The sequence below is a fragment of the Paenibacillus oryziterrae genome (genome assembly GCF_042610485.1).
Taxonomy (GTDB): Bacteria; Bacillota; Bacilli; order Paenibacillales; family Paenibacillaceae; genus Paenibacillus_AQ.
Genome location: NZ_JBGJZO010000010.1, coordinates 53,201 through 68,649, shown reverse-complemented (window position 1 = coordinate 68,649; position 15,449 = coordinate 53,201). Strand labels below are relative to the sequence as shown.

The window sequence follows — 15,449 nt, the reverse complement described above, 5'->3', positions numbered from 1 at the left end:
GCACCCGCACCCGCACCCGCACCCGCACCCGCACCCGCACCCGCACCCGCACCCGCACCCGCACCCGCACCCGCACCCGCACCCGTTCTCTTCCCCTCAGCCGACTTAATAAATGGGTGACTCTGCTTCGCACGTAAATCTATATCGTGCCTTCCGGAGACAGGCGGCAGTTATTAGTCTGATGAATGTTCATGCTATACCTATCCGTACACGCTTAGCATGACTTTTGCTTCCCAACAAGCTTTCTTTCCCCTTTATGAGTCACTCTCTGCCCTTAGAAGCTACCAGCCCCTAATTTAGGCCTTAAATGCCATCAGAGCGATTCAGCTTGGGTTATTAAGCCTGTTCCCTACTTAAGGCAACAAGCTGCAACAGACCCTATGAAGGTGGGATGTGCGTTATAGGTAGGTTGAATTGATAATAAATTAAGAGAATATTCAATGAATATAGTATCCAATAAACAGTTACGAAAATAGTTTCGTAAAAATAACGCTCATTATCGCAAAATTACAGCGCAGCATTTCAGGCGAGAAGTGTTGATATATATGAGATTTGTGTATATATCGCCAATTATCATAGGATTTATGCTTAATGCTTTACAAAGAATTCGAACGATGTAATAATCAGATTAACGAAACCGATTTCTGAAATGTTTAGAGAGGATGAATACATTGAATCAAAAATCTACACGAGGCTGGGAATTTACCGGAAATAACGGGGAGTTCAGACTTCAGGAGCCTGACCGCAGCAGCTATTTATATTTTCCGCTAGTTAATGAAGGCGGCATGATGTCTACTGTGAGTCCTAAAATGCACGGTCAAACCACCTCGGGCCACAATACTTTTCTTAGCCCGCCTCTTTCTGTAGAGGATCTGCATAATTCCCGTGCTTCCCGTAATTTCTGGGTGCACGCAGAAGGAAAGGGTGCTTGGTCTGCTACCGGGAACTCTGCCCGTCAGAATGCCGGCTTCTACAGCAATGCAGCAGATGAAGCTGAACTCGAGGCCGGATTCCTCTGGCATCGTGTCACTCGCAGCAGTAAGGAGTTTGGCCTGACGGCACAGGTTACGAGCTTTGTTCCTTCCGGGAATGATAAGGTTGAACTGATGAAAGTAGTACTTACGAATACAGGCGAAGAAACACTTGAACTGACACCTACGGCTGCCATTCCGCTATATGCCCGTTCTGCGGATGATCTCCGTGATCACAGACATGTGACTTCCCTGCTTCACCGTATTTTCATGTCCGAATATGGAGTTGAAGTACAACCTGCCCTTTCATTTGATGAGCGGGGACACCGCATTAATCATACGTCCTATGGTGTATTTGGAGCAGAAGGCAGCGGAAGTGCCCCTGTCGGATTCTTCCCGGTTCAGGAAGAGTTTATCGGTGAAGGCGGGAGCTTGGACTGGCCGGAGGCGGTTGTGTTGAACCGCGAACCTGAGTCAGGTGCTGATTCAACAAGAGAAGGTTATGAGGCGATAGGTGGACTTCGCTTTGCAAGAGTAACATTACTGCCTGGAGAGAGTTCTTCCTATGTAGTGGCTCTTTCAATTGAAGACAACAGAATAGATATTCCGGCGTTGATCAGTAAATACGGCTCTTCCGAAGCTTTTGATAGGCTGCTAGAGGAGACTAAAACGTTCTGGAATGAGAAGGTCAACACGGTAGAGTTCCAAACTGGTGATCACTCTGTGGACCAATGGATGAAATGGGTGACCCTACAGCCGGTGCTCCGGAGATTATACGGCAACTCGTTCCTGCCTTATCATGACTATGGACGCGGCGGACGCGGCTGGCGCGATTTGTGGCAGGATTGCCTGGCGCTGCTGATTATGGAACCTGCTGATGTGCGCAGTCTGCTGTTGAATAATTATGCAGGCGTGCGGATTGATGGCAGTAACGCAACCATTATCGGACAAAAACCCGGCGAGTTTATTGCTGACCGTAATAATATTCCACGGGTCTGGATGGATCATGGTGCCTGGCCGCTCATGACAACGATGCTGTATTTGGATCAGAGCGGTGACTTGGAGTTCTTGAACCAGGAACAGTCTTATTTCCGGGATACTTTCATGAACCGCTGCAAGAAACGTGATCTTTCCCTACTGCCTGCTGACGGCAGCGAACTGAAGACAGCCGAAGGTGAAATCTATAAAGGTACCATTCTTGAGCATATTCTCTTGCAGAATCTTGTTCCTTTCTTCAATGTAGGCGAACACAATAATATCAAGCTTGAAGGAGCAGACTGGAACGATGGATTGGACATGGGCGCTGACCGCGGTGAGAGCGTAACGTTCACTTCTTTTTATGGAAGCAATCTTCTGGATCTGGCACGTCTGCTGCGCAATCTCAAAGAACGTACGGGCCAGCAGAGCATTCAGGTAGCGGAAGAAATCACCATACTTCTGGATTCGCTGGGTGAACAAGCTGATTATAATTCCGTCTCCGGCAAGCTGGCATTACTGGAGCGGTACTATGCCGAAGCACCAAATAAGGTGAGCGGAGTGAAGTTATCGCTTGATATTGAGCAGGTAGCTGCGGATCTGGAGCAAAAGGCGGAATGGATCTTCAATCACTTACGTCAAAACGAATGGGTAAATAACGGCGCTGAAGGCGGCTGGTTCAACGGTTACTACAATAATGATGGAGAACGGGTAGAAGGGCAGTTCAAGGAAGGTGTCCGTATGACATTGACTGGACAGGTATTCCCGCTGCTTGGCCATGCCGCTTCTGACGAACAGGTACCGCAGATTATTGCCGCTGTTGAAGAGAATCTTCTGGATGACAAAATCGGATACCGACTTAACTCCAATTTTGGAGGAATTCAGCAGAATCTGGGCCGCGCGTTCGGATTTGCGTTTGGGCATAAAGAGAATGGCGCAATGTTCAGCCATATGACGATTATGTATGGTAACGCACTCTATAAACGCGGTTATGTGAAGGCTGGCAGAAAAGTGCTGGATTCGCTGTATCAGCTCAGCGCAGACTTTGAAGTAAGCCGGATGTATCCCGGAATCCCGGAATACATTAATGAGCAAGGTAGAGGTATGTATACCTATTTGACCGGATCAGCGAGTTGGCTGCTGTTAACGATGGTTACGGAGGTCTTCGGGGTAAAAGGTAAGCTTGGCGATCTGCTGTTAGCACCTAAGCTGACCCGGGAGGAGTTCGATGCGGAGGGTACAGCATCCATCTCGACGTTATTCGCTGACCGTCAGCTTAAAGTTATTTATACCAATAAAGATCTTCTGGAATACGGAGATTATCAAATATCCTCTGTGTCCATTAACGGCACTTTGGTTGAGCTGCAGAGGGAAGCGGGTGGTGTTGTCATTCCTCGTTCGGTACTGACTTCTCAGCTGGCTGGAGCCCCTATTATTATCGAAGCAGTAATGTAATATATCTATTCAGAAGTAAGGGGCGTCTGCTCCGCCCGGTTTACGGCGGAGCGGACGCTTTTGACAATCAGCGAAATTGATATCCTGAAGGTGAAAGGACGCGACTTAATGGCGTATACGTTATCGAACGGAGTTCTGACCGTTGACATTGCCAATGTAGGGGACTATAAGGGTTCCCGTTTTGATTGGACAGGATTTATAGAACAGGTGACTTTATTGAATGGTGGACATACCTTTTGCGTGCCTGAAAGCCTGATCCCCGGCGCTGGAACTGGTGGTGCCGGATTGTGTAATGAATTCGGCATTTCCCGGGCAATTGGGTATGATAAAGCCCCTGTAGGTGGCTGGTTTCCTAAACCGGGTATTGGGTTGCTGCAGAAGCAGAACAATCAGCCCTATCAGTTCTTTTTTGATTACCAGGTCAATCCGTTCAAGGTGAATGTGGAGGTCTCTGCGCATGAGGTGAAATACACGGTGTATCCTCTGGAATGCCGGGGGTATGCTATCCATCAGACTAAGAAGATTTCCCTGGACGGCAACACAATGACAATTGCTTATGAGCTGAGCAATAAAGGCTCACTGTCCTTTCAGACTGAAGAGTATGTGCATAATTTCATTGGAATCAATAAACAAGATGTTGGTAACGACTATGAGCTTAGGCTCCCTGGTGATGTGCAGATCGAGGAACCGGAATCTTCATATACTTCAGATCTGCTGCACGTAAATAAAGACACCCTAAGCTGGAAGAGAACACCGGACAAAGCCTTTTACTGTAAACTTAAGGGCTACGAGAAGGCGGGAGCTGAGTTTAACTGGGAGCTGCTGCATAAGCCAAGTGGAGCCGGTGTGCGGGAAAGTGGAGACTTCAAGGTTTCGCAGATTGCTTTATGGGGCGAAAGACATGTCATTTCTCCGGAAGTCTTCATTAACATTGATTTGGCACCGGGACAAAGCCTTGCCTGGAATAGAACCTATCAGTTTTTCACAGCCTAAAAGGGATTAAACTAACCGTCCATGTGAATAATTATACTTGCTGGTGAGTAAGATTATTGCTATCATAACCATATCCATATTCAGAGGAGAGAAAGGGTGGGGAGAGATTTTGAGCAAGAGAGCATACAATTTTAATGCTGGTCCAGCGGCGCTGCCGTTAGAAGTGTTGGAACGCGCGCAAGCGGAGTTCGTCGATTTTCGTGAGAGCGGAATGTCAATTATGGAGATGTCACATCGCGGGGCTATATACGAATCTGTGCATAATGAAGCACAGGCACGTCTGCTGTCCCTCCTCGGCAATCCTGAAGGTTACAAGGTGCTGTTCCTGCAAGGCGGTGCCAGTACCCAGTTCGCCATGATTCCGATGAACTTTATCTCTGCCGGCCAGGTAGGCAGTTATGTAATGACCGGAAGCTGGGCAGACAAGGCGTATAAAGAAGCCAAATTGGCCGGAGGCGCCCATGTAGCCGCTTCATCAGAAGATAAATCCTTTCTCGCCATTCCGGATTTGAGTTCGATCAAGGCGGCAGACAATGCCGCGTATCTTCACGTTACCTCCAATGAGACCATTGAAGGAACCCAATATTCCGAGTTCCCTGATGCCGGCTCCATTCCGCTCATTGCCGACATGTCCAGTGACATTCTGAGCCGTGCTTTTGATGTTACGAAATTCGGCCTGATTTATGCAGGTGCTCAAAAGAATCTGGGGCCATCCGGAGTTACGGTAGTTATTGCGAAGGAAGAGATGATCGCTGAGTCACCTTCGACGATTCCGACAATCCTGCGATATAACACCCATTACAAAAACAGCTCGCTCTACAACACACCACCATCCTTCTCCATTTATATGGTGAACGAAGTGTTGAAGTGGATTGAAGAGCAAGGTGGACTCGCCGGTGTAGAAGCTAAAAACCGTGATAAAGCGGGTCTGCTGTATAATACAATCGATGGAAGTGACGGATTCTACCGTGGTGTAGCTGAGGTTGGCAGCCGATCCATTATGAACGTAACCTTCCGGATGCAATCGGAAGAGTTGGAGAAACAGTTCATTAAGGCTTCTGAGAAGGAAGGTTTCATTGGACTCAAAGGCCACCGCAGTGTGGGCGGTCTTCGGGCTTCGATCTATAATGCTGTTCCTTACGAGAGCGTAAAGGCATTAGTTGATTTCATGAATCATTTCCGTCAAAGCCAAGGTTAAAATATTTGATCCCCAGTCTTCCGCCGTGCGGCGGGAGACTTTCTACAATTATGGACCTACATACAGAGAAGGAGCTTCAACATGGCATTACACATCGTATTGGTGGAACCGGAAATTCCGGCGAACACCGGAAACATCTCACGTACTTGTGCGGCAACAGGTGTTCATCTTCATCTGGTACGACCGCTAGGATTTCGTACGGATGACGCAGCTTTAAAACGGGCAGGTCTGGATTATTGGCATGCTGTAAACCTTGAATATCACGATTCGTTTGCCGAGGTATTAGAGCAATACCCGGACAGCCGATTCTTTTATGCCACCACCAAGGCGGAGAAAAGATATAGTGATTTCGCCTACAGAGATGGTGACTTTTTCGTGTTCGGTAAGGAGACGAAAGGACTGCCTTCGGATATTCTGGAAGCAGGCAAAGAGACCTGCATTCGGATGCCGATGAGTGATGCGGTACGATCCCTAAACTTATCGAACTCTGCAGCAATTATTGTGTATGAAGCACTCCGTCAACTGGATTTTCCGAAACTTGTCTAAAAGAAGTCACGGATTTTAGTTTTTTTCAGCAGGATTCGACAATACTCTATCGAAATCTTACTATTGTGCCGAAAATAGTAATATGTAGTTATAAATAGTTGAACAGGAGAGGTGTCAGTTAGATATGAAACCTGCTGGTGTAGTTCGAAAAGTGGATCAGCTCGGTAGAATAGTTCTACCTAAATCACTACGTAAGAGGTACCAAATGAACGAAGGAGATCCGGTAGAGATTCTGGTTCAAGGCGACCATATCATTTTGGAGAGATACCGTCCTAAATGTGTGTTCTGCGGATCTATGGAAGAAGTAAGTGAATATAAGGACCGTTATATCTGTGCTGCTTGTCTTTCAGAAATGACTCAATTGCAAAGACACGCTTAGGCCAGAGAGTGAAACCCTTCGGGGGTTGTACTTAACAAAGAAAGAGCGCCGCTACTTCGTAGCCGCGCTCTTTCTTTTGTTACGTATAGGAATAGGTGTTGATTATGCCTTGATCCGTTCTGGAGCTTATAGTCCCTTGGTCTTGTCTTCATTGTAGGAAGCAGTGAGTATACCGGTCAGGAATAAAAGGAACACGATAGTAACGATCCAAAAGGTCAGTGAGAAAGACATGCAGGACACCTCCAAATAACTGTATTCGTTACTTATAGTATAACCTGCTATTTTGTAAAAATAAACGGAAAATGTGATAAGTGCCATAGACAAATCATTATGATTTATTTGAAGAACAAAAAGCTTGTCGGGACGGGGCGAAGTCTTCCATCGGAAGGCTTGTTCACGACTCTGCCGTTAAAGATAAGCGAAGAGGAACCGCCGCCATCCAGATTATAAGCATCTAATACACCCATGCTGTAGAGCTTATTTTGAATTTCCTCCAGTGTCGCCCCGGAACTTCCATTCTCATTATAACCGTCGGCTACCAGGATCAGCAGCTGATCATCTTTATATTTACCCATGACGGTACGCGGTGCCCGTTTGGGGCTGACTTTCCATTTATCAGGTATAGGAACTTTGACGTTGTTCTTTAGCAGGACAGGTACAAAGGTAGCCCCAAAAGCCGGATTCAAGCGGTCAAGCTGCTCTTGGCTGTAAAATTTACCGCCAATCAGCTTCCCGGAGGAATTAAGCCCGACAAAACTTAGATCCTTATAACTGGATTCGAATCCGTTAAGATAGTGACCACCGACAATGGTTGTACTGAGCGGATAACGTTTCCCGCCTTTGTCAGCAAAACCTCCGGCATTAATACCCGCAATAGCCCCATGGCGGCTTACCGCCTGCATCGTAGTCTCCGAGCCGTTGCCGTTCTGCCCAACGCTCATTGTCATAGCCGAAGGGTCCTTCAGCTTGATCTTCATGGCATAACCTTTATAGGTTCCCGGATTCAAGCGGTACAGCTCAATGGAAATGCGGTCACTGTTGATCACTTCAGAAGGAAATCCAAGCTTGGCTGTAATCCGGCGGTTATAGATAAATTCCGGGCGGGCTGCCTGGGTTCTAGCCGTCTTCACCAGAGCATTCATGCTTGTTGTTGTCTGCTTGTACAGCTTCGCGCTGGCGCTCACGGAATCGATGGTATATGCAGCAGCAGCCTGAGCCTTAATCAGATCAACCTTGAGTGCCTCTGTAGTTTCTAGGGGCCCCTCTGGCGGCAGGTAATGCTCTACCTGCAAATCCAGCTGAAGCGGGGGCTGATAGAGCATCAGGCATATAATCAAGCCGATAAAAGGCGCTAGGATAAGCATGAAGAAGCGGTTGACTCTTTTGACGGGAGTAATCATTTCAATAAGTCCATCTCTTTCTTCAAAGCTTCAAGCTGTTTGTTAACTTCACTAAGCTGCGTGTATAGTTTATTGCTATTATCTGTTTTGGCACTGGCGTTATCTTTGGTAAACGTTAATAGCTCATTAAAAGATTCCACCGTGCTCTGTAGCTCTTGTACTTGGGAAGAAAGTACAGCGATTTTGCCCTCGTAATCACTTTGAAGACTCTGAAGCTGCTGCTCAGTCTGGCGGCCAAGCTCGGTCAGCACCTGTTCCTTTAAATGATTCGTATAGCTATAAACCGCATAAACACTGGCAGCTATTAGCACGATCCAGAATAACAAAAACCATTTAACGGAAGATCCGCTTCTCGCTGTAGTCGAGCGGCGTGAATGTGCCGGGGCCGTTTCCGTTGACGACTGCATGTTATCACCTCAAGCTATGTTTTTTTCAAGTTCCCATTCTATCAGAGTTCCAGTATTTTCGCAAAAATGAAAGAATGAAGAATATGGGTAAAAAGTAATTGCATCCTATGAAACTACTGCGCTAAAATTACTATAGAATGGAATTTCTGATGGACGTACACAAGGTCAAAAGAAGGAATTATCGGACAAGTCATCATGCTTCCTTGCTTGCGTTAATCCGGAGTCGCTGCGGCGTTTCCAATCTGGGTAAATACATAATAGCAGGAGGTCTAGGCGTCAATGGTCGAGGTATGGCAGGTGGTTTTGGTAGGATGTCATCCTACCAGCATGCTGGGGGCAAAATTGATTTTGGAAGAAGAAGGGGAGTTAAGCGTATCGTCCATGTGCACAACGTGGAGCGAATGTATAGAAATTGTGAAGGAAGAGCAGCCGGAATTAGTTCTAATGGATTACCGGATGCCGGAAGGCGATGTAGAAAGTATTTTGATGGATTTGAAAAAAAGCGTTCCTTCGACCCATTTTGTCATTATGACAGACGATGATGCTGTGGAGCTTCTCCAGCCGCTTCTCGGATTGGGAGCCAGCGGTCTTTTATCCAAAAGATCATCACCGAGTCAATTACTGCAGCTGATTAAAGGGCTTAGGGAAGGTTATCTCTCCCTGCCGCTGGATTGGGTGAGCAAAGGTCTGCTGCCGGTTTCCTCTGCGCAGGCATATGAGGGCATATTGCTGCTGACTCCAACAGAATCATTTATAATGGATCGTATTGTACAGGGGATTACCTATGACAAGATTGCTCAGGAGATCGAAGTAAGCCGCCGCTCCATCGACAATTATCTCCGGAAGATATATGTGAAGTTAAACGTTACCACACGGGCACAGGCAATCGAGAAATACGCCCTATTCTCAAGACAAAACAAGCAAAGGTACGCGTAAGCTCAGAAGGGCGACATAATGCCGTTCCGGCGGGAATATTCTTGGTACCAAGGAAGGGGGGCGTCCTATTGAAATATGAGTTTTCCGCTCGTGCACATACCCTGTTATCGTCACCGTTGTTAAGTATTAGAACCCAGACAAGAAGAGGCACGCTCATTTCACTTGCAGAAGAATTGCCGGCAGAAGAATTATTCCCGTTGTCGCTACTCGCGGAGGCCGCATCCAATGTCATTTCAGCCAATGCCACCGCGCTCCAGTATGGTGATCCTGCGGGCTATGGGCCGCTTCGGGAATGGCTCACCGGAGATTGGTTTAGAGGCAAAGGAGTAAATGTTGCGGGTGGAGGCGTTCTGCTGACAACCGGAAGCCAGCAGGCTGTAGATTTGCTTGCCCGGGTCTACATTGACCCAGGTGACCGTGTACTCGTAGAACACCCGACATCGCCGGGCTGCCTTCAGGCACTGCGGATGCAGGGAGCTCTTATTATTCCGGTACAGGGAGACCATGAGGGGCTGGATCCCGAACATTTACGGGAGCAGATCCGGAAATACCGTCCCAAAATGCTGTTTGCTACACCTAGCTTCACGAATCCCAGCGGGATCCTCTGGAGCCTGCAGCGGCGTAATGAGGTACTGGAGCTGTGCAGTGCGCATGACGTGCTCATCGTCGAGGATGATTCCTATGGTGATCTGCATTTTGAGAAATACGACCTGCCTCCGGCTAAGAAATACCCGTCTCTGTATGCACTGGAGAACGTCAGTGAAGGCGGGCATGTGTTATATATCGGCTCGTTCAGCAAGACCGTTGCGCCAGCGCTGCGGACGGGCTGGGCAACCGGTAGTCCGGAACTGATCTCCATGATGGCGGCAGCGAAAGGAATGGCAGACTGGCAGTCCAGCTCCTTGAATCAGCAGCTGCTACATCATTTGCTGGATGTCTCAGCCTTTGATCTCCGGGAGCATATTGCGCTTCTGAACCGTGAGTATCATACCAGACTGAAGCTGATGGCAGAGCTTCTGAAGCGTCCAGCCTGGAAAGACAGCTCGTACCATCTTCCTAAAGGCGGCATGTTCCTATGGGTGATGCTTCCTCCCGGTTTGGAAGCTAATTCGCTGCTCAAATGTGCGCTTGGCAAAGGCGTAGCCTTTATGCCGGGAACTTTGTGCAGTGCAGAGGGCGGGGGGAACTATATCCGCCTGAACTTCAGCCATCCCGGCAGAGATGAACTCCTGCTAGGCATGAACCTCATGAGTGAGGCGGTTAAGGAATTCACTGCCCGAAACTAAGTATTCGTAATAGAACATCACAAAAGGCCTCTCCCGAGAAGTAAGCTTGGGAAGGTCTTTTTAGTTTAAGATGTATTTAATACCAGCATCATAGTAAAATGAGAATATTAACCATAACGAGTAGTGGGGGAAGCGATGACGCTATTTAAAGACCGCCTCAGGAGCATGAAAGATCAGCATGAATCTCTTATTAAAGAGTACCAGGCATTGGTCGCCGAATATGAATCCAATGATCTGGTTAATGAACATGAGCTTTTGAAGAACCGGCTGGAGGAATACAAGGTTAAGCTCACTGCGCTTCAATCGGATTCGGAAAAGCTAAGACAGGAGAATAACGAGCTTCGTACGGCGCTGGCCGAGCAGATGCTCGACGAGAAGCTGAATATCCTCAAGGTATCCCGGGAGAAGCTTCACACCTATTTTGCATCCCAAAGCAAAGCTTACGGTGATCGGCTGACCGCCTTTGAACAAATGGCCAAGCATCGGCTGGAACGGATGTATGCATTCGCTTCCCGTCAATTGTCGGAGGACAAAGAAGAAATTACCGGACGTCTGGAACAGCTCAGTGCAGAAATTAACCAAAAAGTCATGCTTCAGCGGCAGATGAAAAGTGAGACGGAGAACAAAGCGCGCTCTGAAATAGACGGCGGTCTTGATGAACTAGCCGGTGAGAACATCAGTGAAGAAATCATCCGGCGCAGAAGGCTTCAGAACCGGATCGAGATGAAGATCGGGCTCGGATGGATTAACCGGCTGGGCATCCTGCTAATTATTCTGGGTGTCGGTGCGGCTTTCAAGTATTCGTATTCCAACTGGTTCTCGGGCTACATGAAGGGAAGTGCCTTCTTTCTGCTCGGTGCGCTAATGCTTGCCGGGGGAGAGTGGCTGTTCCGTAAAGGGAGAGGAACCTTCGCCCTCGGACTGCTGGGCGGCGGGATTTCCGTGCTGTATGGCTCTATTTTTTACAGCTACTTTTTGCTGGAGATTATAAGTATCTATACCGGTTTATCTTTATCCGTGCTGGTTACGTTAACAGCTGTACTGTTATCTCTGAGGTATCAGTCGAGGAGTATTTGTTCCCTGGCCCTAATCGGAGGGTATCTGCCGTTATTTTCCTATATAGGCGCATTTGGACTAGAGGGCAATGCGGTCTTTGCCGCGATGGGTTATTTGTTCCTGCTGAATTTGTCTATCCTGCTGATTTCTTTGCGGAAACGGTGGGTCATCGTCAACTACATCAGTTTCCTGTTCAATACGCCTTCCATGCTGCTGCTGATTAGTCTCTCGGATAGTGATTTTGTGAGCATGCTGTATGCGGTGACGATTTTTGCAATGTATCTTGTGATCACACTCTGGTATCCGTTCAAATTCCGTTCCAAGCTGTCCTGGTGGGATTTCTCCTTACTCGGTACCAATACGCTGGTCAGCTGCGTTACGCTCTATGTGCTGTTTATCAGCAGTGGACTGGAAGAGTACAAGGGTGGGCTTGCCTTATTGTTCTGCCTGATGTATTTCGGACTGGGCTGGATTCTGGAAAAGGTGATGAAGCAGGAAAAAGAGAGCATTCTGCTGTTCTACTCCATTTCACTTACATTTGCCGTATTAATGATCCCGTTTCAATTCGGAGCGGTTTGGTGGTCCATGGGCTGGCTCGTGGAAGCGGTGGTCTTGATCGTATACGGAAATCTGAACCGTTTTAAGGGATTGGAGAGAGCCGGCTGGGGGCTTCTGCTGCTGTGTCTGGGTTCGTTCTTCGGGTTCAATGTGCCATTGCAGGCAGACTTCTCGCTGCTGGAATCCGGGGACCGTTATTTTGCGCTTAAATATACTTTCATTACAGCGGGGATGCTCATTGTCGCACTTCTGTATGCCTTCCGCCATCAACATAAGGATTACCTGGTGTACAGTGGACCTTCTGAAGTTAAGCTAACGGTGCTGTTTAGATATGCTGCACTGTTGAACCTCTGGTTCTACCTGCTGTATGAAAGCAGACATTTATACGAGCTGGCTATCCCGGAAGATTACTCTCATTATCGTTTTTATGACCTGTTATTGTCTGCCGCAGTCACCATAGGGATGGCTTATGTGCTCCCTAAAGTAAGGGTGCTCTACGATACTTTCGTCAAATACTACTCGCTGGTACTGTATGTAATCAGCTATGTCATTTGTATTGCTGTAACGATTGGGCTGCCGACTCTGCATCTGGACCGTGGTGCGAATACAGCAGCCGACTATATCGCGCTCGGAATTCTTATTGCGTTTAACCTGTTCGTCCTGTTCAGTGGCCGCGACCTGCTGAAATCAGAAATCCGCAGAAAGTATAAGAACATGGAGTTCTACCCAGTCATCTTAGCTGTATATCTGCTCGGGATCATAACCGCATTCTTAAGCGTGCAGCTCCGTCTGGGAGATGTGGGATTGACCTTCAGCCTGATCTATTTACTGCTAGCCGTGCTGTATATCATGTATGGCTTCCGTAAGAGGTATGTCTATATCCGCCGTTTTGGTCTTGGACTAACTTTGCTGTCGACAGGAAAGCTGCTGCTGTACGATTTAAGCCTGCTCACTTCCGGCAGCAAGATTGCCGCCTACTTCAGCTTTGGGGTTTGTCTCTTGGGCATTTCTTATATTTATCAAAAAGTATCAGGAAGAATGGGGGAGTCTCGTGGCGGGGCAGAGAGCGATCAGAAACATTAAGGTAATTACAGTGGCGCTTTGTCTCTTCTTGGGACTGAATTCCCCGAATTCGCGGGCTTCTGCCCCCGATCAAAGTTTGGAGCTGTGGAAGTTCTCCAAGCCGCTTCAGACAGAGGCTTCCGGGAAATACCATGAGCTGTACCTGGATGAAGAAGTGTACGCGAAAGCAGCCGGTGATTTAAGGGATCTGCGGATTGCTGACTCTGGAGGGGGATTTGTCCCCTTTTTCATCGAAAGCGGCAGAGAAGCTGCGGTAGAGCAGAACATTATCTATGCAGCTACACAGGTACATAAAGAAAAGAAGCAGCAAGAAACTTTGATTGACTACGCGGTTACCCCTTTGCAGCTGAACACGGATATTCAGGGGAATAAGCTGATCTTTACTTTGCCTGGGGAGTCATTTTTAAAGCATGTTCAGGTCTTTGGCAGCTATGACGGTATTACGTGGGAGGATCTGATCAAGGATGATCTGTATCGCACAGGTGGGGTGGAGAAGAATAGTGTAGAACTTGGCGCCATTTATAAATACGGCTATTACCGGCTCTCCGTGAAGAATAATGTGGAGGATCTCGATTTCCCGAGCCTTCAGCTCCTTCATCGCACGTCGGAAGTGAAGAGTACAGACTTCAAGCGGGCGGGAACACCGCAGTACGAGGTTAAGGAGGAGCCGGGGCTGACCCGAATCGTCATCAATAACGGGGATCGGTTAAAAGTGACGAAGGTGTCTGTCGGGAGCGGCGGTAATTTCTCCCGCAGATATGAAGTAAGAGATGAGAGCGGAAGTAATATTGCGGTGGAAGGGAACGGGGAACTGTACCGTCTTGATTTCAAGGATGTCCAAATCACAGGAACCGATATTGTGGCGCTTGAGCCGATCAGCAGTCCCTCTTTCACAATAACAGTCTCCAACGGGGATGATACTCCGCTGGAGATCACCAATGTACGGACGGAATATTTGGTGGATAAGCTGGTTTTTGCCGAAACCGGACAAGGACCTTACCGGCTGCTGTACGGGAATTCCGCTGCATCCACACCGCAGTATGATATCGTGAAGTTCAGAACGCAAATTGCTGGGGAAGAGGTTGCTGCTGCCAAGCTTGGTGCGGAGTTTGCTGCGGCAACACCTGAACCTAAACCGAAATCCGGGCCGGTTAGCGGTAAGGTAGTCTTCAATATCCTGATTGTGGCTGTTTCACTGCTGCTTGTGACCCTTCTGATTCGTAAAATGAAGAAGGATTAGGGGCCTGATGGCTGATTGTAATCGCGGAGTATTCCGATAATGCCTCCACACCAGCGGGAGTTAGGGAATAACGTCCCCGTGCGACACGGATAAACCAGCCGTAATAATTATTCTGAAGTATGGCGGCCGCTATAGGTACACCGCTGCTTTTGCGTAACGCAGCCGGGGTAATACCAGCCTGCGGCGTTGATGCGGCTTTGCGGGAAGCTTTTTTCCCGGTCGGTTTATCAGTGGTAATTGAAAGGACATCCTTGCTGGCGGATGGCAATTCCTTAATACGGGCTTCATTCTCCAGTGCATATAGAGCAGCGACCACACGCAGCGCCTTCTCTCGGTAAGCGGTGACCAGCTTCACCTTGCTGCTCCCGCCGATGTTGTAATCGCCACTGCGTTCATGGAATTCATACAGCAGTCGTTCCTGGCGTTTGCCGCCGGTGCGGCGAAGGGGCGGGATGTCCCCTGCTTCAACCAATACCTCGACCAGGGGGGCCTTGGTCTTGTAGAAGATAACCGTAATAAGTCCAAGTCCCAGGCGGCGGCACAGTTCGCTGAGCTCACTCCAGCGCTGGTTGACCGCCCCTTTCTTGTCACGGACACGTTCAACAGCCAGATACACGTTGGTGCTAAGCTTCAGCCGTTCAACTCCCTGCAGTAGCAGGGAGAGGTTGAAGGATTTCTTCATTTCCACGATAAGAGGCTGTTTCTCACCTTCACGAATCCCCACCAAATCGCAGGTCCGCACTTCTCCTTTGATCGAATATCCCTGCTTCTCAAAAAAAACCTTTAAAGGAGCATACAGCTCCGTTTCATGCCGTACGGCCATCGATCGTCACTCCTAAAGCCTAATCTTACGTACATTTCCATGTTCTCTATTATAGCACAGCAAAAAAGAGGTCAACTATTCCGCGCTCCCCGCATAGTTATGTAATACACTTTTGAATGCTAATTCGGCAATTGGAGCGCAAG

At 48.2% G+C, this 15,449-nt stretch carries 12 protein-coding genes; 9 read left to right on the top strand and 3 right to left on the bottom strand.

Translation table 11 applies throughout. The features are described from left to right. Positions 1-662: 662 nt before the first annotated feature. The 5 genes from ACAN55_RS12850 (at position 663) to ACAN55_RS12830 (ending at position 6,517) form a co-directional block, all read left to right on the top strand. Positions 663-3,401 carry a GH36-type glycosyl hydrolase domain-containing protein gene (locus tag ACAN55_RS12850; RefSeq protein ID WP_379133051.1) on the top strand — a complete coding sequence of 913 codons (2,739 nt, stop codon included), beginning with the start codon at positions 663-665 and terminating at the stop codon, positions 3,399-3,401. A 60-nt stretch (positions 3,402-3,461) separates the two neighbouring features. Further along, positions 3,462-4,394, top strand: a complete 933-nt coding sequence (locus tag ACAN55_RS12845; protein ID WP_379133048.1) for a hypothetical protein — start codon at positions 3,462-3,464, stop codon at positions 4,392-4,394. 106 nt (positions 4,395-4,500) lie between these two features. Next, positions 4,501-5,592 (top strand): 3-phosphoserine/phosphohydroxythreonine transaminase, encoded by a 1,092-nt coding sequence (gene serC, locus ACAN55_RS12840; RefSeq protein ID WP_379133288.1) that lies wholly within the window; start codon positions 4,501-4,503, stop codon positions 5,590-5,592. 81 nt (positions 5,593-5,673) lie between these two features. Next, complete coding sequence (gene trmL, locus ACAN55_RS12835) at positions 5,674-6,138, top strand: tRNA (uridine(34)/cytosine(34)/5-carboxymethylaminomethyluridine(34)-2'-O)-methyltransferase TrmL (protein WP_379133045.1); 465 nt, start codon at positions 5,674-5,676, stop codon at positions 6,136-6,138. Positions 6,139-6,262: 124 nt separating this feature from the next. Continuing rightward, positions 6,263-6,517 (top strand): AbrB/MazE/SpoVT family DNA-binding domain-containing protein, encoded by a 255-nt coding sequence (locus tag ACAN55_RS12830; protein ID WP_379133042.1) that lies wholly within the window; start codon positions 6,263-6,265, stop codon positions 6,515-6,517. A gap of 335 nt (positions 6,518-6,852) precedes the next feature. Here the strand turns inward: ACAN55_RS12830 and ACAN55_RS12825 are convergent, their stop codons facing one another. After that, entirely contained in the window at positions 6,853-7,917 is a 1,065-nt protein-coding gene (locus ACAN55_RS12825) for a phosphodiester glycosidase family protein (RefSeq protein WP_379133039.1), read from the bottom strand. After that, positions 7,914-8,324: a hypothetical protein gene (locus ACAN55_RS12820; protein ID WP_379133036.1), complete on the bottom strand. Its 411-nt coding sequence runs from the start codon at positions 8,322-8,324 to the stop codon at positions 7,914-7,916. Before ACAN55_RS12820 ends, ACAN55_RS12825 begins: the two co-directional genes overlap by 4 nt. A gap of 279 nt (positions 8,325-8,603) precedes the next feature. Here ACAN55_RS12820 and ACAN55_RS12815 point away from each other — a divergent pair, with 279 nt between their 5' ends. From ACAN55_RS12815 to ACAN55_RS12800, 4 genes are all read left to right on the top strand, one after another. Continuing rightward, entirely contained in the window at positions 8,604-9,260 is a 657-nt protein-coding gene (locus ACAN55_RS12815) for a response regulator transcription factor (protein ID WP_379133033.1), read from the top strand. Between the two features lie 68 nt (positions 9,261-9,328). Continuing rightward, positions 9,329-10,546, top strand: a complete 1,218-nt coding sequence (locus ACAN55_RS12810) for an aminotransferase-like domain-containing protein (RefSeq protein WP_379133030.1) — start codon at positions 9,329-9,331, stop codon at positions 10,544-10,546. A gap of 165 nt (positions 10,547-10,711) precedes the next feature. Further along, a complete protein-coding gene (locus tag ACAN55_RS12805; RefSeq protein WP_379133028.1) occupies positions 10,712-13,243 on the top strand; it encodes a DUF2339 domain-containing protein in 2,532 nt (843 codons plus the stop codon). Beyond that, a complete protein-coding gene (locus ACAN55_RS12800; protein ID WP_379133025.1) occupies positions 13,212-14,483 on the top strand; it encodes a DUF3999 family protein in 1,272 nt (423 codons plus the stop codon). Before ACAN55_RS12805 ends, ACAN55_RS12800 begins: the two co-directional genes overlap by 32 nt. On the opposite strand, the gene ACAN55_RS12795 is transcribed toward ACAN55_RS12800, so the two are convergent. Further along, positions 14,413-15,306: a DUF2161 family putative PD-(D/E)XK-type phosphodiesterase gene (locus tag ACAN55_RS12795; RefSeq protein ID WP_379133023.1), complete on the bottom strand. Its 894-nt coding sequence runs from the start codon at positions 15,304-15,306 to the stop codon at positions 14,413-14,415. The two genes, ACAN55_RS12800 and ACAN55_RS12795, sit on opposite strands and share 71 nt — an antisense overlap. Positions 15,307-15,449 lie beyond the last annotated feature (143 nt).